Source organism: Bradyrhizobium sp. LjRoot220 (assembly GCF_964252915.1).
In the GTDB taxonomy this organism is placed as follows: Bacteria; Pseudomonadota; Alphaproteobacteria; order Rhizobiales; family Xanthobacteraceae; genus Bradyrhizobium.
In genome coordinates this window covers 618377-643633 of sequence record NZ_CAXUPS020000001.1, presented here as the reverse complement: position 1 = coordinate 643633, position 25257 = coordinate 618377, and the positions used below count along the sequence as shown (strand labels likewise).

Annotated in this window: 1 protein-coding gene (running past one end of the window); it reads right to left on the bottom strand. The window is 64.3% G+C overall.

The window, feature by feature from the left end; genetic code table 11:
- Positions 1 to 25257, bottom strand: partial view of a tandem-95 repeat protein gene (locus ACSQ84_RS02690; protein ID WP_436210097.1) — the 5' portion only. The gene continues 6984 nt to the left of window position 1, outside the view; only the first 25257 of its 32241 coding nucleotides appear in the window; it begins with the start codon at positions 25255 to 25257; its stop codon lies off the left edge, out of view.

Sequence of the window (25257 nt, the reverse complement as noted above, 5' to 3'; positions counted from 1 at the left end):
CGGCCGCTCGCGTGTCGGCTTGATGTCGTAGAAGATCAGTGCCGGCTTCGAAGAGATGCCGCCCTTCTCGTCGGTCGCGTCATAGCGGAGCACGACGGTGCCGTTGAAGTCCGCCGGGACCAGCAGGCGAATCTGCTCTGGCGAGAGCACCGTGGAGGCGGCGATCTCAATGACACGGAACGTATCGTCAACCACGGCTTCGGTGATCACCGACATGGCCGGATGGCCGTTGCCCGCGGCGATATCGAGGCGGACCGGAACAGCGCCGATCCACGAGGGCGACGGGATGCCGGAGAAGGTAAAAGTCGTGGCGTCGAACGTCAGCCAATCCGGCAGCGGCGCGCCGCTCTCGCGCGTCGCCGTGATCGGGCCCGCCCCCTTCAGGTCGAGCGCGAACAAGCCCTGGTCCGCGAAATAGGCATTGCCTTCCAGCGCCTGGTTGACCGCATCCATCTGGCTTTCGAGATCGGCGTGCGGATCGATGACGAATTCCAGCGTGAAGCCACGATCGCTTGACGCATAAGTTCCATCCGGCAGGACGCGCGGCGCCGGCGTGAAGACGACCTGCAGGCGCGCGAGCTGTGCCTCCGCATCCGGCTCAAAGCCGGAAAGGCTGACCGTGCGCGTGTCGGCATCGAATGACAGCCACTCCGGCAGCGGACGTCCGCCGGCGATCGAGGCCGAAATCGTCCCGTTGCTGGTGTCGAACAGCGCAAGCTGGCTGTCATAGGTGACACCGGTCGGCAGTGCGGCCGGATCGAGCGTCATGCTATCGGTAAACGCCAGCGGATCGCCACCGCCCTCGGCCGGACGCGTGAAGGTGATCCTGACGTCGATCGGATCGGTCGTTCCTTCGGGGGGCGTCCCGACGAATTGCAGCGTCTCGGCGTTGAAGCTGAGCCAGGACGGCAGCGCCGAGCCGTCGGCCAGAGCCGCCGTGACTGACGTATTCCCGTCGAGGTCGGCAGCGTCGAATTCGTAATCGACCGCGAACGGAGACCGGATTTCGTATCCTTCGAGGACATCGGGCCGGGCGTCGAAGCCTTCCGAGACGTTGCTCTCGGTCAGTTCGAACCGGGTATTGAACACCCGCCCGTTGGCGGGATCGCTGATCCAGACGTCGACGGAAACCGGATCCATTCCGGTCGGAGCCACGCCGGTGAAACGCATCGTGTCGGGATCGAAATGCAGCCACGACGGCAGCGCCGAGCCATCGGCCATAGCAGCGCTGACCTCGAAATCAGCCGAGAGGTAGCGGTGGTCGACGATGCCGAGCACGGTGGTGCGCTTGAAGAACAGCACGTCGCCGTCCTGATCGATGTCGTTACCGAAGGCCTCGCCGGGGATGACGAAGAGCGGCCCGTCTTCCAGGCCGCTCACGAAGTCGTTGCGCAGGATCGGAACTTCGTTGCGCGGCATCACCGTGATGGCGACATAGGCAGTCGAAATGCCGCCACGGCCGTCGCTGATCGTGTATTCGAAGCCGGCGGCGCCGTTGTAGTCGGCAGTCGGCCGGAACTCGATCATACCGTCTTCGCGCAGGCGGACCTTACCGCCGTCGGCGAACCGGGCGATGCTGTCGATGACCAGCGTGTCGTTGTTCTCATCGGTGTCGTTGGCGAGCAGCGTCGCCGGGTCGATGATGAGGACCTGATCCTCGAGCGTCCTGAGCCCGTAATCATTATGGGCCTTTGGCGCGTCGTTGAGCGGCTTGACCTTGAAGTCGTAGGTCAGGGTTGCGGCCGCACCGCGCGCATCGATGACGTCGTATTCGATGCTGGCGAGGCCGAGCGACCAGGGCGTAAATGTGATGGTGCCGGTCGCCTCGTCGAAGATAACGCCGCCATTGTTGCCGGGATTGCCGTCGATGCCGCCATGGAGGCCGACGAAGGTAAAGCTATCGCCCTCGATGTCGAAGGTATTGGCCATCAGGTCGGCAACGGTGATTGTCGTGTCCTGACCGAGGCGGATCCAGCGATAGGTGTCGCGGTCCCGCGGCGCGTCATTGACAGGCGAGATCGAGATCTCGACCTTGGCCGTCGAGGTGGCACCGCTGGCATCCGTCAGGGTGTAGACGAAGCCGGCCGCGCCGAAATAGTCCGGCCGCAGCTTGAACTCGATATAGTCGCCGTCGATGTTCGCGCTCACATTGCTGGCTTCGAACCGGTAGTCAGGGTGCTTGTAGCCGTCGATCGCCTGTCCGCCCGCGTTGGTCAGCGGCGCGATCGAAACGATGCGCAGTTCTTCCAGATTGGCGTCGCCATCGACATCGAAATCGTTCGCGAGCAGCGTATCGATCCGGATCCGCAGGATCTGATCTTCGATCCCATAGACCAGCGCGTCATCAACCGCGGTCGGCGCGTCATTGACAGCCGAGAGATTGACCTCGACCCGGGCGGTGGATTCGCGACCGAACTGGTCGCGCACCGTGTACGAGAAGAAGGCGTCGCCGTTGTAATCCTGCGCGCCGAGGAACTCGATCTGGCCGTCCTCGCGCACGCGCACGGTGCCGTTCACCGGCTGGGAGACGCCGACGAGCGTGAGGTTTGCTACATCGATATCGCCGTCATTGTCGAACAGCGTGGCCGGGTCGATGAGGACGGGCTCGTCCTCGATGGCGAGGTGCACGATGTCGTCGGCGGCGTTGAAGCGGCCAAGCTGCTGCAACTCATCGAGCCGATCCCGCGTCCAGACCGTCCCGTTGCCGAACACGACCTCCTCGATGCCGGTCTCACGTCCGAGGAAGTGGTCGGTCACGCGCACGGTGTCGACGAGGAAGCCGTCCTGCCGTTCGAACTCGAGCAGCAGGTCGTTGCCTTCGCGGATCACCGACACGTCTTTCGGCGCGATTGGCGAGGACAGCACCAGGCGGTCGACATCGGTTTCCGCGCCCTGCTCGCCGATGACGTCTGCGCCGTCGTCGAAGCCGAACAGATAGGTGTCCGAGCCCGCCCCGCCCGCGATCGTGTCGCTGCCGCGAAGGCCCTGGAACCGGTCATCACCGCTGCTGCCGGTGAACTGGTCGGCCCAGACTGAGCCGACGAGCATCTCGATCGAGGCGAGTTGGTCGCCGGCCGCCTCGCCTGACGTGCCGAGGCCCGTCGAAAGATTGACCGCCACGCCCTCGTCGGCACGGCTGTAATCGGCGATGTCGAAGCCACCCCGCCCGTCGATGACGTCGGCGCCGCGCCCGCCGCGGATGCGGTTGTCACCGCCGTCGCCGCGGATCGTGTCGTCGTGATAGGAGCCCTGGACGATTTCGATGCCGGAGAAGGTATCGCCCAAGGCGTCGCCGCCGCCGGCGGCGCCGTTTGCCATGTCGACGATGACGGCCTCGGCCGATAGCGTGTAATCGGCGATATCGACGCCGTCGCCGCCGATCAGCTGGTCCGCGTCGCGGCCGCCGATCAGGGTGTCATCACCGGCGCCGCCGGTCAGGATGTCATTGCCGCGACCACCCGACAGGATGTTCGCGCCGGAATTGCCCTCCAGGACGTCGCCGACATCGGTGCCGGTCAGGTTCTCGATTCCGGTCAGGACATCGCCTTCGGCGTCGCCACCATTGGCGGTGCCGGCCGCCAACGAGATCGAAACGCCGGTCGAACCGAAGCTGTAGTCAGCGGTGTCGCTGCCGGCCCCGCCGGCGAGCATATCCGCGCCTGCACCGCCGTTCAGGAGATCGTCGCCCTCGCCACCCAACAAGGTGTCGTTGCCGCCGCGCCCCTCGAGGAGGTCGTTGCCGTCAAGTCCTTCGAGCCGGTTGTCGCCGGCGTCCCCGCCGAGTTGGTCGACGAATTGCGAACCGACGAGCGCTTCGACGCCGAGATAGGTATCGCCCTGCGCATAGCCGCCCTGGCCGACGCGGGATTCGAGGTCGGCGCGCAGGCCGACATCGGAATTCGCAAAGCTCACCGTGTCGAAACCGTCGCCGCCCGTGATGTGGTCGGCGCCGTCGCCGCCGTCGATCCAGTCGTCGCCGGAGCCTGCATCGATGCGATCGTCGCCGCTGGCGGCCTCGATCGTGTCGTTGCCTTCGCCGGCCAGGATGAAGTCGTTGCCACCCAATGCCTGGATCAGGTCGGCGCCGGCGGTGCCGGCAAGGTAGTCTGCTTTCACCGTCCCGCGCAGCAGTCCGTTATAGCTGTCGGCGACCGAGGCCATCGCAAAGCCGGTGTCGGTCGCACCGTCGGTGTCGGCAATCCGGTATTCGACCGCGACATTGCCGGTGAAGCCTGTGGCGAAGCGCACGACGATGAACTTCTCGCCGTTCCAGTCGACGATCTCGGCCGTCCCGCGCGGCACGCGCTGGCCTAGGGCAAGCGCCTCCGCGTCGTAGACGCCGTCGACGCCGACGAAGGTCGGCCGGGCCCGGTTCGGATTGTCCAGATCGTCATCGATCACGCCGTCGCCGTCGTGGTCGGCTTGCTCGCTGTCGTAGTCGTTCTTGAGGAGGTCGCTGACGCGCAGCACGAGCGGCGCATCCAGCGGCGTCACGAAGCCGTCGTCCTGCCCGACGGTCGGATCGTCGTTGGTCGGCACGACGATAATATCGACATAGCCTTCGGCCTCGCCGTCGGCATCGTCGGTGATCCTGTAGACAAAGCCCGAACTCTGGCTCGCATCCCGGTTGGGAGTGAACACCAGATTGCCGTTGCCGTCGTACTCGATCGTGCCGTTCAGCTTCTGACCGGCATCGCCGCCGAAAATCAGCGCATCGAGCGGCGTCGAGAGACGCCAACCCAGCAGACGCAGCGGATCGCGATCGATGTCGGTGTCATTGGCGAGTAGTTCGGAAATCGGAATGACGACCGGGATATCCTCATTGACATAGATGACGTCGCGGCGCGCGACCGGCGGAGCATCGCCGACATTCTCGAACCACATGGTCACCGTGGCGCCGTCGACGGCGCCTTCATTGTCGGTAACGAGGTAGCTGAAGGTCGCCTCGCCCCAGAAGTCGGCGTCGGGCCTGAAGATGATGGTGCCGTGGTCGGTAATCTCGATATCGCCATGGACGGCGTTGCCGGCGCTCTCGAACTGAACCGAGAAGCCTTCCGGATCGAAGTCGTTCTTCAGAAGCTCGATGATCGGAATTTCGATCGCATTGTCTTCGAGGCCGCGCAGGATCGGCAAGGTCGCATTGGTGTAACTGTCGTCGCGTGCGACCGGCAGGTCATTGACCGCCTGATAGGCGAGCGTCGCGCGCGCCCAGCTGATTCCGCCATGACCGTCGTCGACCTGATATTCAAACCATGCATCGCCGTTGAAATCGGTGGTCGGCGTAAACAGAACCGTCGCGTTTTCGAGCAGCGTCGCAGTGCCGCCATGGCTGTTGCGAACGGCCGTGAGCGTCATCGTCTCGCCGTCGTGCTCGATATCGTTGGCAAACAGACGTGCGGCGCTGATAACGATCGGGTTGTCTTCGCGAATCGGATCGCCGGCATCGGTGGTCTCGAAACGGTCGTCATGCAGCTCCGGCGCATCATTGACCGGCGTAACCGTGAAGCTCACGCGGCCCGTCGAGGTCGCTCCACTGGCGTCGGAGACAACGTAGTCGAACCATGTATTGCCCCAGAAGTAGGAGCGCGGCGCGACGTGGATGAGGCCGTCCTCCCCGATCGTCACGGCGACGTCGGCGTTGGACTGGACCGACTGGATGATGAGCCCGTCGCCGTCGATATCCGTGTCGTTGGCGAGCAGCGTGCTCGGATCGAGTGTGAAGGTCGTGCCTTCAGCGATCGCCTCGGCGGTATCGTTTTGGGCTACCGGCGCGTCGTTGACCGGGGTCACCTGAATGACGACCTTTGCCTCGGCACGGCCGCCCTCGGGGGTGTTCGCCACATAGGTGAACTCGGCCGTGCCGTTGAAATTGGCGGTCGACGTGAACGAGATGTTGCCATCGCTCGACAGCGCGACCGATCCATTCACCGCACCAAGCACCTGGCCGACGATCATGCGATCGCCATCGAGGTCGTTCGCCAGCAGCCGCTCGACGCGGATCACGAGCGAGCCGTCTTCGGCGACGGTGAAGCCGCTGTCGGGATAGGCGGTCGCAACCGGGCGCACCCGGAGGTCGATCGAGGCCGTGGCAAATCCGTTGTGGCCGTCGGCAATGGTGTAGGTGATCGAGGCCGAACCGTAATAGCCGTTGGTCGCCGTGTAGTGGACGTTGCCTTGGGCATCGATCGTGGCAACGCCGGAAGTTCCCGCGTCGACGCCGATGATGGTCAGCGCGTCGCCATCGGCATCGAAGTCGTTGCGCAGGATGTCGGCCGCCGCGATGACCAGTTCGACGCCGGTCGTAACGGAGAAGAAGCCGTCACCGATGGCTGTCGGTGCGCGGTTGCCGAGCAACTCCCTCAAGGTTTCCTTGGTCCAGGTCACGCCGTCGGCGAAGACGTAGCTCTCGATGCCCTTGGCATCGACCGAGAGCGCATCGAACACCGTCAGGCTGTCGGCGCTATTGCCCGTGAAGCGAATGATGATGGCTTCGGAGCCGCGATAGAGCTGCTCGACACTCGCATCCGTGGATGCGAAATCGAGAATCTGGACCGTATCGGTTCCCGACGTGCCGGAATCGACGATCGTATCGTTGCCCGCGCCGCGACGGAACGCGTAACTGTCGGCATCCGCGGCACCCGAGAGCAGGTCATTGCCTGCCCGCGCGGCGAAGCCGTCAGCGCCGTCGAAACCGTAGACGTTGTCGTTGCCCAACCCATCGATGTCGGACAGCGCACGGGCGCGCATCGCATCGCGGTTCCAGACCGTACCGTCGGCAAAACGCACCGCAAGGCCGTTAAACGAGCTGTTGGACCAGATCAGGGCGTCGATCAGCACCACGCGATCGCCGGCCCCGGCGAAGGTGAGCACGAGATCGTTGCTGTCGGGACCGGCGCGAACCGCAGAGACCACATCCGCAGCATTGTAGTCGGTGAGACTCAGGACGTCCGTTCCGGAGAAAATCGCATCGATCCGGTCGTCGCCATCGCCGCGCCGATAGACATAGGTGTCGTTGCCGTAGCCACCCTGGACAAGATCGCTGCCCTTGCCGCCCATCAGCGTGTCGGCGCCATCGGTGCCGATGATGATGTCGTTGCCGTCGGTCGACAAGCTGGCGAGGATCGCCAGACGCATGTCGGCGACGGTGAACTGCGTCCCGTCCGTGAGCGCGACCGTCTCGACCCCGGCAAAGTTGGCGCCGAGCGCATCGACGATGACGATCTGGTCGGTGGTACCGGCAAAGCGAATGGCGACATCGTCGCTGTCGGCGGCCAGACGATGGAAGCTGATCTCGGCGGCGGTATAGCCTGAGATCTCGAGCCGGTCGCCCGTCGAGGACGACCTGTCGGCGATGACGTCGCTGCCGTCGCCGCGGGCGAAGCGGTAGATGTCGCTGCCTGCGACGCCGGACAGGTGATCGTTTCCAAGCCCGCCGATCATGACGTTGGCGCCGGCATCCCCGGTGAGCACGTCATCATCGAAGCTCGGCGCACGCGCGATCAGGTCGGCGGTCGTCCAGACTGTACCGTCGGCAAAGCGGATCTGTTCGGTTCCGCCGGCGCCTAGCGCGTTCTCGATGGTGACGCGCGCGCCGGTCGACTTGACGATCAGCGTGAAGTGGGCGCCGTCCCGGCTCTGCGAGACCGTTATGTCTGATGACGCAATGTCCGCGGCCAGCAACAGCGTGTCATTGCCGGCGCTATCGGCGATGCGGTCGTGACCGGCATTGGCCGAGAACAAATAGGTGTCGTCGCCGCTGCCGCCTTCGAGGCGATCGTTGCCCGTGCCGCCGTCGAGTGCATCCGTTCCAGCGTAGCCGATCAGGGTATCGTCGCCGGCTCCGCCGGCAAGCACATTGTCGAGATCGTCTCCCCGGATGACGTCATCGCCATCCGTCGCAGCCCGCGCCATCGCGATCAGCGTCGCCTCGGTCCAGACCGTGCCATCGGCAAAGCTGACGCGCGAAACGCCCATGCCCGGCGTCGCCGGCGAGCCGAGATCGATGCGGTCGCCGGTGCCGACGATCTCGAGGACGAGATTGGTGGCTCCGCGCACAACGCGCACCTCGGCCGCCAGGATGCCGGCGGCAAAGCTGAGCGTGTTGGTGCCGGCCGTGTCGAGAATGGTGTCCTGACCGTCGCCGCGGGCGAACAGATAGGTATCGTCGCCGGCACCGCCTTTCAGGGTGTCATTGCCGGTGCCGCCGATCAGGATGTCGGCGCCGCCGCCGCCGTGCAGGACGTCGTTGCCCGCCAGGCCGTCGAGGGTGATGAGGTCGTTCTCGAAGGTGACGGGAACGCTGAGCGTGTCGTCGCCGGCCGATCCCGGCAGGGATCGTGTCAGCACCTGGCTCCAATTCCACGTGCTGCCATCGGCGAAGGCGATCGTCTCGATGGCGGTAGTCCCGTCGAGCGCACCGGTCAGGCGGATACGGCCGCCGTCATTGGCGATGCGCAATTCGATGTCGCGGCCGACTTGCACGACGCTGACGTCGCCGGCAACGATACCGGCGGCGAGATCGATGCGGTCGCTGCCGCCGAGATCGACGACAGTGTCGCGCCCGTCGCCGCGCGCGAAGCGGTAGATGTCGGTACCGGTGCCGCCTTCGAGGCGATCATCGCCCTCGCCGCCTTCGAACACGTCGGTATCGGTCGCGAGGCTGCCGTCGCCGAACCCGATGACGACATCGTCACCGGTGCCGGCCGACATGACGTCGCTGCCGCTACCGCCGATGATATGGTCGGCGCCCGCCTGGCCGGCGATCAGGTCATTGCCGAATCCGCCATCGACGATGTCGTTATCGGCGCCGCCGGCGAGCCGGTCGTTCCCGGCAAAGCCGCGAATGGTATCGTCGCCGCCATTGCCGAAGATGCGGTCATCGAGCGCGCTGCCGTCGAGGAGATGGCCGGCATCGTCGTCATTGATGTTGATCGAGTTGTCGATGGCGACCGGAACGCCGTCGAAATTCGCCGATGTCAGCGTCGTGGCGTCGATGCCCAGCAGGCGCAGCAGCACCTGATCGGGCCCCGATGTCGCGCGCATCATGACGACGGTGTCGCTTCCCGATTGCGCCAGCCAGATGCCACCGCCCTCGAACGGATTCGGATTGCTGGACATCAGGCGAATGACGTCGCCGCCGGCTCCGGCCTGGAAGTCGGTGATGATATCGGCGACAACAGGCTCCGCGCCCTGCCGCACCGGGAGGAAGTAGTAGGTGTCGCGGCCGGCGCCGCCGGTCAGGGTGTCGACGGCGCTGTCGGCGGAAAGGTCGGCGAAATGATCGTTGCCGTCGCCGCCCACGAGGCTGTCGGCCCCGTCCCCGCCGCTCAGATAATCGTCGCCATTGCCCCCGGTGAGCGTATCGTCGGTCGCACCGCCGACCAGCCATTCGCCGCTGACGGCGACGTCATCGACGAGACGGGAGCGGATGTCGGCGAGCGACAGCGTGACGCTGTCGTCAGCAATCTCGAAGGCATCGACGAGGTCGCCGACGCTGGCCGCTAAACCGTTGCGAACGATGATGCGGTCGGTGCTTCCGGAGAAGCGGATGACGAGATCCTGCCCGAGCGCGCCGAAGCGGATCTGCGACAGACTGTAACCTTCGATCCGCAAGGTATCGGTCGTCGCGTCACCGGCCTCGGTGATGGTGTCGGAGCCGTCGCCGGCCGCAAACACATAAGTGTCGACACCGGTGCCGCCGGTGAGCGTATCGCTGCCCAGGCCGCCGACCAGGCGATCGTCTCCGGTGCCGCCATTCAGTGTGTCGTTGCCGTCACCGCCGAGCAGGATATCAGCGCCGCCAAGGCCGGTGAGGCTGTCATTGCCGCCCCGCCCTTCGAGACGGTTCGCCTCGCTTGTTCCGATCGTGGTGTCGGCACCCTCACCGCCGGTGAACGACTGGTTCCTGAGTTCGGTCGCCGTCCAGACGGTACCGTCAGCGAAAACGACGCTCTCGATGGCGTAATCCGTGTAGCGCAGTACATCGGTGAGGCGAAGCTCCTCGCCGGTGTCGCGAATCCGCAGCACGAGATTCCAGGTGTCGACCACGGTGACCTTGACGTCGTCAGGCGTGACTCCGGCGCCGATCTCGATGCGGTCGACCCCGCCGTAGTCGGTGAGCGTGTCGTTGCCGTCGCCGCGGCCCCAGCGATAGGTGTCATCGCCGTACCTGCCGAGAAGCGTGTCGTTGCCAGTCCCGCCGACCAGGATATCGGCGGCGTCCGAGCCGGTCAGGGCGTCGTCGCCGGCTTCGCCGAGCAGCGTGTCGGTGCCGCCGGAGGCGAACAGGCTATCGTTGCCTGCGCCGCCCGCCAGCGTCTCGCTTTCGCTCGTCCCGAGGATGATGTCGGCGCCCGAGGTCGGCGTCTTCCATCGCGCCGCGATGTCGGCAAAATTCCAGACGGTGCCGTTGGCAAAGCTGAGGCTCTCGATGGCCCTGCCGTCGGTCGCCGATCCATTGGTGATGGTGATGCGGTCGTCGCTGTTGCGGAAGGTGATCGCGAGCGTCGACGAATTGCCGATCAGCGCGACGGTGACGTCGGCCGGGTCGATTCCGGCGCCGAATTCGATCCGGTCGATGCCCGACGCATCGGTGATCGTGTCCTGGCCATCGCCGGCTGCGAAGCGGTAGACGTCGTTGCCGGCCCCGCCGGCCAGACTGTCGCTACCCGTGCCGCCGATCAGGATGTCAGTGCCGGCATCGCCGTTGATGGCGTCGTTGCCGCCATTGCCGTAGAGCGTGTCGTTGTTGTTGCCTCCGGAGATCGTGTCGTTGCCGGCACCGCCCCGGATCAGGTCGTTGCCGTCGAGGCCGGACAAGACGTCGTTGCCGACTGCCGAACTGGCAACCGATTCCGCGCGCGTGAGCTTCACATTGTCGAGGGAGGCGCCGGTTGAGTCCGCGTACCCGGTGCTGCGGAAGCCGAGTTGGTTGGTTCCAGCCGCTGCCGTCACCAGGATGCTGGAATGCATCATGGCGGTGTAGCTGTTCGCGAAGGTCGCGACGACGACACCGTTCCACAGCACTTCGAACGAGCCGTTGGCATCGTAGGTGCGGTTGGCATGGTCGAACTGCACGAGGAGGGTTTCGCCCTCGGCAAGGCCGGTGACATCCTGCACGATGTGCAGGTTGCTGTTGCCGCCTCCGGTGCCGGTTCCGTCGAGATCGAGCCAATAGCTGCCGTCGGTCGCGACGACATTGTTGAAGCCGGAATTGACCTGTTCGAAACCCTGCGTCGTCGCCGGCTGGTTGCTGTTGACCCTGGTCCAGCCCGGCATGGTGGTCGCCGAGTAGCCAAAGCTCTGCGCGCTGGCATCGGCGGCACGCTGCTCGAAGCTTCCATTGACGAGGAGGTTGTCGCCGACCTGCCGCCATTGGACGGTGCCCTCACCGTTGATTTCGTCCGGGCCCGCGGTGCCGGTCAGCGTGTCGCTGCCGGCGGTGCCGGACATTTGCGCGCCGGCGGCGGAGCTGGTGATCGTGGGTCTGTCCGAATAGGCCAGACGCGCCTCGAGGTCGGCGGCGGTCCACACCGCGCCATCGGCAAACCGGACTTCCGAGATCACCGCATCGTGCGCGTTGCGCGAAATCCAGATCCGATCCTCGGTCCCGGCAAAGGACAGATAGAAGTTGCCCCATAGATCGGACGAATCGCAGAGAACGCTCACCTGAGCCGGATTGATCGTCGCATCGAACTCGATGACATTATTGCCGTAGGCAGAATCGTAGATCCGATCTTCGCCGAAGCCGGCCGAGAAGCGGTAGGTGTCGTTGCCGCTGCCGCCATAAAGTTGATCGCTGCCCGTCCCCCCGATCAGGACATCGTTGCCGTAGTAGCCGGACAGGCTGTCGTTGCCGCCGCGTCCTTCGATGATGTCGTTGCTATCGGAGCCCTCCATCGTGTCGTTGGTCGTTCCGCCGATGATCGGACCGCCTTGATCGCCGGACTGGTACGGGCGGTCGATTGGGCTCCAGCGCGCCATGATGTCGGCGGAATTCCATACCGTGCCGTCGGCAAAGCGAATGTCGTAGTCGCTGTCGTTTAAGCCGCCCTCCAACGTGATGCGGTCTTCGGTCCCCGTTACGCGCAGGATCACGACTTCCTGGGGGAAATCGCCGCCGGTACGCTCGTGCTCGATGATGATGTCGCCGAACGAAATCGTCGCGTCGAAGACGATGTGGGTGACCTCTCCCCGCTCGTAGATCAAATCCTGGCCGAAGCCAGCCGAGAAGCGGTAAGTGTCCACCCCAAAGTCGCCCGCCAGCAAGTCGTCGCCGGTTCCACCATCCAATATGTCATCGGCCTGGGAGCCATTGAGCAAATCGTCGCCGGCATAGCCCACGATAAGGGAAGCCAGGCCGTAGTTGGCCGACAACCGATCCCAGCCGCTGGTTCCCAGAATCTCGGTGCCCTGGTCGCCGTAGAGCTCGACGCCCAGCCATGGCTGAACGCGTGACAGGATGTCGGCGTAGGTCCAGATGGTACCGTCGTCAAAATGGATTTCATCAAGCTCGTCGATGTTGCCGAGCATGATCTGGTCCGTGCTGCCGTCGATGGTGAGCAGCGCGCCCCAGGACAAATCGCGTCCCTGAAGGGTCAGGTGAACGTCCGCCGCGGCGATCGTCGCGTCGAACTCGAGGACATCGCTGTCTCCGCCGTAGTAATACGACATGGAAACGCGATCGAGGCCAAAGCCGGCCGAGAAGCGATAGGTGTCATCGCCGAAGTCTCCGATCATCAGGTCGTTGCCGGCCCCGCCGATCAGGATGTCATTCCCGCTGCCTGCATAGATATAGTCGTTGCCGGCCGCACCGACGATGATCTCGTTTCCGTCACCGCCCTCGATGTCATCGTCGAAGGCGCTTCCGTTGATCGTCTGATCGGTCGCATCTCCCGCGATCAGGCTGCCCGGCAGTTCGACGGCATTGGCAATGAGTTGGTCGCGGGTCCAGATCGTCCCGTCATCGAAACGGATTTCGTCGATGCCGGACGCTTCGTCCCCATAGGCGCCGGAGATGAGGATGGAGTCGCCGGTAACGACCGACTTCAGGATCAAATCATAGCTGTCGTGCGAAAAATAGACGGCGATGTCGGCGGCCGCGATTGTCGAATCGAAAACAATCGCATTCACCGAACCCGCTTGACGGCTATCACTGACTTCGTCATTGCCGAAACCAGCGGAAAAGCGATAGGTATCCGAGCCGTTCCCGCCCGCGAGATAATCACTGCCCGCTCCGCCATCGAGGATGTCGTCGCCGTTTCCGCTCCATAGGTTGTCGTCGCCCGCTCCGCCGACAAGGGTGTCTTCGCCACCGCCAGCATCGAGATAGTCGGCGGTCGCCGTGCCGGTCAGCGTATCGTCCGCGACAGCGCCTTGCATGGCGATTCCAGGCGTCGGCACCACGGCGTTGGTGATGTCGGCCATCGTCCAGATCGTTCCGTCCGCGAAGCGGATGCCGGCGATGCCCTGGAACGACTCCTCGCCGAGGGCGTAGGAGATTTCGATGACGTCTTCGGTGCCTATCACCCGAATGAGCAAGGTTTCGGTCAGGCCGCCGCCCTCCCAACGCTCATAGGGCTGCTGCAGCTCGATATCGGCCGGTGTCAGGCTGGAATCGAATTCGACCCAGTCGAGCCCGCTTTCGCCGGGCCAGATGACGTCATGGCCGAAGCCCGCCGAGAAACGATAGACATCGGCACCTTCATCGCCCGAGAGATAGTCGTTGCCGGTTCCGCCAATCAGGATGTCGTCTTCACTGCCGCCATAGAGAGTGTCGTTGCCGGCGCCACCGCTCAGGGAATCGACATTGCCACGACCGTCGAGCCGATCGTCTTTCGCCGTACCGATGAGGGTATCCGCGACTGTTACATTCGACGCGTATACGTAGCGATCGTTGTCCGTATAGCCGATCGCCCGGGCCACCATCTGCTGCTTATTGAGCACGGTGCCGTCGGCAAAGCGGATTTGCTCGATCGAATCCAGATCACTGATGGAGATCTGGTCGTCGCTGCCGGTGAAGCGCAGCCGCGCCTGCCCGAAGTCGAAGGTGCCGTTGCCGTTGTCCGAGACAGACGCCTCCAGCACGAAATCGTCGATCGAGAACGAGGAGTCGAACTCGATGATGTTGTTGGTGCCGTTCCAGGTGTAGTCCTGGATGACATCCTGGCCGAAACCGGCCGAGAAGCGATAGGTGTCCGCGCCGGCGTTACCCGTCAGGGTGTCGTTGCCGGCGCCGCCGATCAGGATGTCGGCATAGGCGCTGCCGTTGAGATTGTCGTAGCCGCCGCGCCCATCCAGCACGACGCCAACGGAATAGGCGGACGCATCGAGGATTTCGGCTGCATCTTCGCCGACAATACCGTTGCCCGTCGCCACGCCGATTGCGGTCAGTCCGTTCAGGTCGTTGGCGGCCGTCAGCGCCAGCATGTCGGCGTAGCTGAGCGTGCTGCCGTCGATAAAGCGCAGTTGCTCGATCCGGTTCCAGTCGGTGCTGATGCCGCGCTGGATCGTGATCCTGTCGTCGGTCCCCGCGATCGCGACGATGAGGTCTTCGCCGTTGCTGCTTTTCGTCACGAAAAGATCGGCGGCCGTGATGCCGGCGCCGAACTGGATGGTGTCAGTCCCGTAGTTCCAGTCGGTGATGATGTCCTGACCATCACCCCGGTTGAACACATAGGTGTCGTTACCGCCGCCGCCGCGCAGCCAGTCGTTGCCGGTTCCGCCGGTCAGGGTATCGTTGCCGTCGCGGCCATCCAATATCGTATCGTTGCCGGCCCCACCCGACAGCGTGTTGGCAAACTGGTCTCCGGCGAAAATGTCGTCGCCGGTGGTCGGCACTATCGATCGTTCGAGCATTTGCGCGTAACTGAGCGTGCTGCCGCCGACGAAGCTCAGCTGCTCGATCCGATTCCAGTCGGTGCTGATGCCGCGCTGGATCGTGATCCGGTCGTCGGTCCCCGCGATCGCGATGATGAGGTCTTCGCCATTGTTGCCTTGCGTGATCACCAGATCGGCGTCCGTGATGCCAGCGCCGAACTGGATGGTGTCGGTCCCGTAGTTCCAGTCGGTGATGATGTCCCGACCGTCACCCCGGTTGAACACATAGGTGTCGTTACCGCCGCCGCCGCGCAGCCAGTCGTTGCCGGTTCCGCCGGTCAGGGTATCGTTGCCGTCGCGGCCATCCAGAATCGTATCGTTGCCGGCCCCACCCGACAGCGTGTTGGCAAACTGGTCTCCGGCGAAAATGTCGTCGCCGGTGGTCGGCGCTGTCGATTGTTCAAGCAATTGGGCGTAGCTGAGCGTGCTGCCGCCGACGAAGCTCACTTGCTCGATCCGATTCCAGTCGGTGCTGATGCCGCGCTGGATCGTGATCCTGTCGTCGGTCCCCGCGATCGCGATGATGAGATCTTCGCCGTTGCTGCCTTGCGTCACCACAAGATCGGCGGCCGTGATGCCGGCGCCGAACTGGATGGTGTCGGTGCCGTAGTTCCAATCGCTGATGATGTCCTGGCCATCACCGCGGTTGAACACGTAGGTGTCGTTGCCACCGCCGCCGCGGAGCCAGTCGTTGCCCGTCCCGCCGATCAGGGTATCGTTGCCGCCACGGGCGTCCGTCACGGTATCGTTGCCGGCTCCGCCGGACAGCGTGTTGGCAGTCTCATCCGCTGAGAACGTGTCGTCGCCCCATCCGCCCTGAACAGGGGCAGAACCAATAGCGCTCAAGGTCTGGTTGGCGACAACCGTGAATGGCACGCCGCCGAAATTAACGCCGGTCAGGCTGGCGGGCGCGACGTTGGCCAGGCGCAACAGCAGCCGCGCATCGGCAAAGCGCTGCGTTCCCTGCTCTGCGAAATAGATCAGTGTATCGGGGCCCTCGGAGCGTGCCAGCAGCGTTCCCGGCAGTCCGTTGGCAATGGCAATGCTTAAGGTATCGCCGGTATCGCCGCTCTTGAAGTTGGAGATGACATCGACGCCCTCGCCCCAGCGCGCGAGGGGCACGAAGACATTGTAGGTGTTCCGTTCCGCCGCGCCGGCGAGTGTCCGCGCAAACAGACCGGAGCCGATATGCTCGATCGTCCCCACCGTCGACGGATCGACACTCGCAGCCTCGGGGTGGGCAACCGAAACGATCTGGACCTGCTGATCGTTGGTTGCTCCTCCCGTCGCAGCTCCGAAGCCGTACCAAACGGTGGTATCGCCGCCGAAAAGGCTGCCGACGACATCGTAGGACTTGGTGCCGATCTGCGTTCCGTCGACGCTGTAGGTGAAGGTCTTGGTCGCCGCGTCCCAGGCGATAACGACGTCGTGCCAGGCGGCGTCCTCGAGCTGGGCGAAGTCGTGCCGCGGGTCGAAACTGTTGTTGCCGGTTTGGCCGTTGAGGACGAACTGGCTGAAATCGGAGGCCTGCCCCGAGGTGTCGAAAATGATCCCGAACGAGCCTGGAACCAGCGCGCCCATCCCCCCGCCGCCGGCACCGGTGATCGCGCCGGGTCCGGTGTTCTGAACCGCAAAGGAGAAGCCATCGGCGCCGCCTTCGTTGGCGCCGAAGAACATCCTCGTCTTCCAGACGACGCTGTTCGCAAGGTCGACGGTCCCCCAGACCGCGCCTACCATGTTGCCGGAGTTCGGTGTCAGCTGATAGGTGCCGTTCCCCAACGAACTGGCAGAGCCGACGACCGCGGGACCGCCAATCGGCTGCGCGAGGATCTCATGGAGTGCAAGGCCGATCGTCGAGGATGCCGACGTCCCGCCGCCGCCGGATCCCGGATTGGCATCCGCGAAGATCGGATCGGCAAAGGGATCGGTCGAGGGGCTGGTGGGATGCAGCACGCGCTCGGCCGCGTCCGGCGCCAACGCGCGCGCCAGCAGCGCTGCCGCGTTCCATTGCGTGCCGTCGTTGAAGCGCACCACGTCGATCTGCGGCGCGCTCGCCGTTGCCTGGCCAATAATCGTCAGCCGGTCGTCGCTGCCGACCAGGCGCAGCACGATGTCGTCACCGTCGCGGATGACGACGACATCGGCCGGCGCAATGCCGCTCGCGATGCGCAGCGTGTCGTTGGACCCTGTCCAGTTCGCGCCTTCGCGGATGGTGTCGCGGCCGTAGCCGCGCCCGAAATGGTAAGTCGTGTCGCCGATGCCGCCGGCGAGAGCATCGTCGCCCGCGCCGCCGTCGAGGGTCGCGGCAATATCGATCTGCGAACCGAAATCGATCGTATCGGCGCCGGTCCCGGTCGAGGCGGCCGCGTGCGAATAGATATCGGCGAGCTGCCAGACCGTGCCATCGGCGAATTCGAACTGCTCGACGCCGTAGTCGGTTGAGGCGGTGCCGCCGCGGAACATATCCTTCAGCGTCAGACGGTCGTCGCTTCCGGCAATGCCGATCACGAGGTCGTTCGGACCGACCGACAGGATGCGGATGTCGGTCGGAAGAATGCCGGCAGCAAAATGCACCTTGTCGACCCTGGACGCATCCGTGATCTCGACGTCGGAGATCGTGTCCTGGCCGTCGCCGCGTCCGAAATAATAGATGTCGGCGCCGCTGCCGCCTTCCAGCAGATCGTCGCCCTTACCGGCGGTGATGACGTCGGCGCCGCGGCCGCCCTCGACGCGGTCGTTGCCGAGGCCGCCGAAGATCTCCGAGCCGATACCGGGGGTCGCGATATCGGCGGGCACGATGACGTGGTCATCGCGATCGGTCGACACGAGCGAAGCCGCAAGCGCCCGGTAGCTCAGGCTGCGGCCATCCGCAAAGAGAAGTTTCGCCAGGACGGGATCGGTGTCGCCGGGCGGATCGACCAGCGTGATGCGGTCGTCGGTGTCGCGGATCGACAGCACGATGTTGCCGTCGGCGTCACGGGTCGCGACGATATCTTCCAGCACAAGGCCCGCGCCGAACACCAGCGTCCCCTTGCCGTCGGCCGAGCCGTTGCTCTCGATGCGATCCTGGCCGTCGCCGCGCTTGAACCGGTAGATGTCGTCGCCGCCACCGCCGACGATGACGTCATCGCCGCCGCCGCCCTCGAAGGCCTCGTTGCGCGCGGAGCCGACGATGCGGTCGTCCTGCCAGGTTCCGACCGCCGCCGCCATGTCGCGGAGTTGGTCGAGGGTGAATGTCGTGCCGTCGCTGAAACGCACGGTATCGACGCCGCTCCAGCCCCCGGTGTAGCGCAGCACGATCTGGTCGGTGGAATCGGCGAAGGAAAGCACGAGTTCGTTGCGCGCCGGATCGATCTGCGAAACGCGCAGTTCGTCGGGCCGGTAGCCGGTGATGCCGAGCGTGTCGTTGCCGGAATTGTCGTCGATAACGTCGCGGCCATCGCCGCGCGTGAAGCTATAACTGTCGTTGCCCGCGCCACCGCTCAGCGCATCGTCGCCGGTGCCGCCCGAAAGCGCATCCACACGGCTGCTACCGACGATGACGTCGTTGCCTGCGCTCGCCTGGCTGGCGATCGCCGCCTGCACCAGCGCCGCCGCATCCCAGACAACGCCATTGGCGAATTCGAGGCTGGGCAGGCTGCCGCCACCGAGTGCGCCCTTGATGACGAGCTGGCTCCCCGACGAGAAGGAGACGATGAGGTCCGTGGAATCGACCGCCGCGAGCCTGACGGCCACATCGTTCGACGCATAGGCCTCGAACACCACCGTGGCGCTGGTGACGCCGGAGGGCATCTCGACGCTGTCGATGCCTTCCAGCGCGCCGATAGCGACGCGCGAGTTTTGGCCGAGGATGAGACGGTCATGCCCGGCGCCGGGATGCAGCGGGCTGTCTGTCGGCAATTCGCGCAGGTCGACCCGATCCTGGCCGGCGTTCGACAATCCGTCGCGGATGATGCCGCGCACCTCTTCGATCGACAGCGTCGTGCCGTCGGCGAAGACAAAGCTCTCGACCGGCTTGGCGCTGTAGCCGGAAAGGATCGCGAGGCGGTCCGTGCCGTTGCCGATCGTGATCAGCAGGTCGCCGTCAATGTTGCGGAACTGGATCAGCTCGGGGGTGATGCCCTCGCCGAACACGACCTTGTCGATTCCGCCGGTGTCGTAGACGCTATCGCTGCCGTCACCGATGCCGAATTTGTAGGTGTCGTTGCCGAGCCCGCCTTCGAGCGCGTCCAGCCCGGCGCCGCCCGCAAGCGTATCGTTGCGGTTGTCGAACCCGATCAGGTGATCGTCGGCCGCGGTGCCGGTCAGCATGCGGTCGATGATGGCTTCGATCGATAGAATCCGCCCGTCGGCGAACTCGAACTGCTCGACCCGGGTGGTCGACAGGCCATTGACGATGGTCAGCACATCGAGGCCGCTGCCGAGATCGATGAGGAGATCGTTGCCGTTGCGGCGGACGATAATGTCCTCGAGACGCACCGAGGCGCCGAACACCACGCGATCGATGATGCCGGCCGCGTCCGCCTGCTCGATGATGCGGTCGAAGCGATAGCCGGCCGAGAACGCATAGGTGTCGGCCCGGTTGCCGCCGGTAAGCGAGTCGTCACCCTGGCGTCCGTCCAGCACGTTTTCCTGATCGAGCAGGCCGACGATGGTGTTGTCGCCGCGGTTGCCGCCGGCGATCTGCAGCAGTTGCTCGACATCGGAGATCTTGATGGTGGAACCGTCGAAGAAGCGGAACAGCTCGATGCCGTCCTCCGCATCGCGGAACTGGTTGCGGATGCGCAGCGTGTCGGTGCGCCCCGTGATCGTGATCAGAAGGTCGTCGCCGTCCTTGACGAAAACGACGTCGGTGCTGGTGATGCCGCCGCCGAACTGGACCACGTCGTCGACCGGCACCTGTACGCCGCGACGGTCCGACCAGCTCGCGCGCACGCGGCGGTCGATGATGACGTCCTCGCCGTAGCCGGCATCGAACTTGTAGATGTCGCCGCCATCGCCGCCGGTCAGCGTATCGTTGCCGGCGCGCCCGTCGAGGGTTTCGGCGAAATTCGAGCCGGTGATGGCGTCGTCGCCGTTGGTGCCGACCAGGTCGATATCTTCAGGGTTGACGTCGAGGAACGACACGGTGCGGTCGGTGAAGACGAGGTTTTCGACAGCAAAGGTCTGTCCGCCGTCGCGCACATACTGGTTCTCCAGCACGAAACGCTGGCCGGTGGCGCGGACCGTGATGATCAGGTCGAGTGCGGTGCGGGTGAAATCGACGTCGCTCGAGGCGATGCCGGCCAGAATGAGCTGGTCGTTGCCCGAGCTGTCGAGGATGGTGTCGTTCCCGCCCCCGATCGCGACATGGTAGACGTCGTTGCCGCCGAAGCCGATCAGGCGGTCGTCGCCGGCCCCGCCATCGATGGAATCCGACAGCTCCTCGTAGCCGTAGATGGTGTCGTTGCCGAGGGTCTTGGCGATGTCGATGTAATGCTGGGCCAGCTTGAAGCCGGTCCAGGTCGTGCCGTCGCCGAACACGATGTCCTCGATGATGTTGATGAAGCCGAGGATCGGAACGGTGTCGAGGAAATCCTGCAGAATGACTTCGTCGTTGGTGCCCTTGACGCGCATGCGCAGCGTGTCGCTGGCGCCCTCGCGCAGGAAATCGAGGTCGGTCCAGCGGATCGCGTCGACGAACTGCAGCTTGTCGTGCTGCGGCGGATCGAACAGCCCGGGAATCGCGTTGTCGATGATGACGTCGCGGCCGTAGTTTCGACCGTAGATATAGGTGTCGTCGCCCTCCTTGCCGGACAGGAAGTCGTCCCCTGCCCCGCCATCGAGGCTGTTGTTGTTGATCATGCCGTAGATCGCGTCGTCATCCGCGGTCTTGGCGTTCTCCAGCACTTGCTGAACAATCTGCGTGAAATCGAGGCTGGAGCCGTCGTCGAAGGTGAAGCGCTCGATCAGGTTCGGCGCGACATAGTCGAGGCCGTCGCTGCTCTTCAGCGCCTCGGAGAACAGGCCGAGCCCCAGCCTGATGCCGCCGAATTGCCCGAGGATATCGAGCGTGTCGCCGGTCGCAACACCGTTATTGTCGAGGAAGACGATCTTGAGATTGGCGCTTTCGCCATCGCGGATCAGTTTCAGATTCTCGGCATTGATGCCGGCCTTGAAGGTGAGCACGTCGATGCCGGCCTTGACCGGCCCGAACGAGAAATTGCCGAGATCGTCGATGACGTCCTGTCCGTCGCCGGCCTGGAAGACATAGATGTCTCCGCCGGCGCCGCCGCTCATGTAGTCGTTGCCCTTGCCGCCCCACAGGATATCGGCCGAACCCGAGCCCATCAGGCTGTCGTTGAACAGTCCCGCGGCGCGCTCCCGGTCGAGCACTTCCACCGACATGCGGAAACGGTCCCAGGCCACGCCGTCGGCAAAGACGATGGCGCTGACGCCGGAATCCATCCGCTTGCCGTTGCTCAACAGCTCGTTGCGTTCGCCGAGGAACTGGTCGGTCAGGCGGATGGTGTTGGTGCGGCCGCGGATCTGGAGGATCAGATCCTCGCCGTCACGGATCGCCTTGACGTCGGTCGACAGCACGTCGGTGAAGCGCAGCTGGTCGCCGTCGCCGTGGTCTTTTTCGTCGATGAAATCGTCGCCGGAGTTGCGGCCGACGAAGTAGAAGTCTGCGCCAAGGCCGCCGCGCAGCGTCTGGGTACCCTCCGTCATATAGAAGTAATCGGCGGAATCGGTGCCGTTGACGATGGTGTCGCCGGCCGCATGGGTGATGATGCGCTCGTCGCTGATCGACAGCGCGTGCGCGACGCCGCGGATGTCGAGATCGACGCCGACGGTCTCGAAGGCCGGCAGCATCATCTGCATGATGAAGGCCTGGTCGACGGCGAGCGTGCTGCCGGTCAGGTTGCCCTCACCCGAGGGGCGATAGTCCGGATAGACCTGCGCCAGGATGCCGTTCCACTCGGCGAGGTAATCGAACACGGCATCGTCGGCATTGCTGGCCGGCGCACCGCCGAAGATCGCCTCGAACATCGGGGCCAGTTCGCGGTTCGTGGTCGGCTTGTAGCTGTCGGAGGCGATGTCGTATTTGACGCCCTGGAAGAAATCCTTCAGTCCGCCCTGCATGGCGATCCGGACCGCATAGCGGCGCGAGGTCGCGATATACTGCTCCATCACGGGCTGCAGCATGTCGATCATGGTCGCGATGCCGGAGACGTATTGCGCCGGATCGGTCGAAAGGTTGGCGCTGCCGCCGGGACCGACGGCATAGGCGATGTGGCCGGTCGTATTGTCGAGCTGCGCCGTCAGCATCTCGGGGCGGAAATCGATGCCGCCCAGCGAGGTCGCGAAATGGAACTGCGCCGGCGTCAGCATTTCGACGCGGTAGGTGGAATCGTCGGTCGAGTTCACCTCGTCGAGCGTGTCGAAGTCGATCGCATAATTGCGCAGGTTGAATTCTCTGGAGTCGCCGGTCTTCCATTCCAGTTCGATGGCGCGATCGAGATTGCGCGCCCAGACATAGAAGGTGCCGTCCTGATCCGTCACCTTGACGGTGTAGTCGACGGCAATGCCGTCGGTAAAACGCACGCCGATCTCCTCGACCGGAAGGTTGGCATAGGGGTTGAAGCCAATCTCTTCGGTGCGCCATTCGGTGCCGGGCGGATGCGCGAGCGCTAGAATATCACCCTTGGTAGCATAACTGGTCGCGGAATCGGACGCCAGCTTCCACGTACCGTCGGCCTGCTGGATGCCGTAGTCGAAGATGACGGCGCGCCCGTTCAGGACGCCCATCAGATAGGGCGCGGCCTCGCGGTCGGTCACCGCCTGCTCGCGGTCCGACGGCGACCAGGTCTGCTCGAGGCGCCAGCCGGCGCCTGAGGCTGCGGCCTGCGCCAGCACGTCCTGCATCGTCGCGCGCGCAATCGCGTTGCCCTGCGCGTCCAGCACCGGCGCGCCGGAGGCCAGCGTCCAATAGCCGCCCTGGGCGTCCTCGACATAGACGCCGCGGTCGAGCAGCACGGCCTTGCCGTTGCCATCGAGGCCGACCAGCACCGGTGTTAGTTCGCGCGTCTCCTCCAGCGCAGCGCCCCAGGCGCCGAGCACGTCGCCGACCTGCGCGACCAGCGTGCGCAGTTTTGGCGTGGTCATGGCCGCGGCGGCGGACGTCACCAGTTCGCCGAACGCGATATCGTTCGCCATGGTGATGGCGAGGTTGGTGATCCGCCCAAAACCCTTGACATCCAGCGTCGTGCCGGACTGCCAGTCGGCCCGGCCGGCTTCGCCGGCGTATCTCGTGTCGGTATCGTTCGAGGCCAGAATAGCATCGAACATCTGACGCACGGCACCGTCTTCGAACGTGACGTCACCGAATCCGGTGAGCCGCGCCCCCTGCGGGGTGAGAACGTTGGTCGCGGTCACGCCGAGATCGAGCGTGACGATGCCAAGCTGGCCGAGTGTCTTCAACTCGCCGGCATCGGTCACGCCATCGCGGTCGTAGTCCTGCCAAACCCTGAGTTCGGACCACAGCACATCCGCAGCCGTGATCTTGCCGTCGCCATTGGAATCCAGCGCCGCGAGCTGGGCATAACCGGACTGGCCGACACCGCCGAACATTTCCGAGATGTCGTCGATCCCGCCATTGCCGTTGAGGTCGCGCACCAGGAAGCCGTCGTCGCCCTTCAGCCAGCCGGTGCGCTCGGCGAACAGGTCGCCGTCGATGTCGAAATAGACCTGGCTGACCCCGATCTCGGTGGTCTCGATGCCATCGCCGTCGAGATCGATCACCAGCGGATCGGTGCCGCTGGCCCACTTCATGCCCTTGGCAAATCGCGTCGCGGCCGCGGCCAAGGTCACCGCCTGATCGATCAGTACGTTGCCGCCATACTTTGCGGCGATCGCAATGCCGTACACCCCGAGGAGCGGTTCGAGCATGGTCATGAGATTGGCGATCGGATTGACCGCCTTGAACACCATGCCGAAGTCGCCCTGGCCGGTGAGCTCCGTCTGCTGGAATCCGATATAGCTGCCGACGAGGTCGAAGTTCTCGACCTTCATCCAGCCCTTGAGGATGCCTTGCGCATCGAGCGCCTGCTGCGCCTTGTAGGACTCGCTCGCGGTGGCGCTGAACACCGCCGTAAACAGCTGGTCGAACTGGTTGGTGACGAACATGTCCAGCCCGCCATTGGCGTTGGGCCGGAAGACGTAGGTCATCCACGGGAACAAATGATCGAAATAGATCGACTTCGCCGGATCATATTTGCCGCCGCCCTGCGCCACCGAATACGCGAAATTGGCCATGCCAACGGCAGCACCAACGCCACCGAACGCCAGAAGACCGGCAATGCCACCCTCGGCATTGCCGCCGGTGAGACTCAGTCCATAGAACTTGAGAACGTCATGATGCTGCGCATCCTTGATGACGGTATTGGGCGAATACCAGAAATTGTCGCTGTTTGCCGCACTGTCCTCGACCTGCTGACCGGTCTCGGGGTCGCGTCCGTCGATTGTATCGCCGAAGACGATGCCCCCCATCGAGCGGTTGTAGATCCAGTCGCGTCCGAGTCCGCCGACAGTCGTTGCCTTCTCTCCTCCGGCGACAATGACCCAATCATTTCCGGATCCGCCATCCAGGGTGAGCGTTAGCTCCTCTTGTGCGACGCGCCGCGTGTCCGGCTGCCCCTGCGCGGGAGCGGGGCCGATTTTCTCGCCCGCACGGAGAACCGTCGGGAAAAGTCCAACGAGGACATCGTCGCCCTTTCCTCCAAATCCAGTCCCGTATCCGGAGTGGAACAGCCAATCGTTTTTGTCGCCGCCGAGAAGAACGCCGTCGTCCGCCCCCCAGAGCCACGCGTTCTTTTCGTTGTAAGTGTATCCGGCCGCGCCGGCAGACACGATTTGAAAGGTGTCGATTGCGATATTGTTTATGCCAGCCAAAAGCTGCTTGGCTTGCGTCGCTGATGGAAGAAGACTTGCCGCCTCTTTCAGGAATGCCCCGGCGGCGCCCTCAAAGCTCTTCATGTAGCCGAGAACAGTCGAAGCCGATTTATAGATGACTGAATTCGGCTCGTTCGCGAAAGCCTGGACGAGGTTATCTGCTACGCTTCGGACGCCCAGATATAAGCCAGCGCCCATAAAGGCGACGACGCCTGCCGTGCCCCACACCGGGGATGTCGAGATAGCGAGGCTCGCCAAGGCGCCGACGAGCGGTATCGCAACCGCCGTGATAGCGGCCGTCTTCGCAGCCCAGGCAAAAAACTCCGGCGTGAATCCGCCCGCTTTTTTATATTCCGCAACGCCATCAAGAACCGCAAGCAATGCACCGACCGCGGCGCCGGTCAGCTTCATGGAGTAACGTGCGGGATTGCCATCGTAATGAAGCAA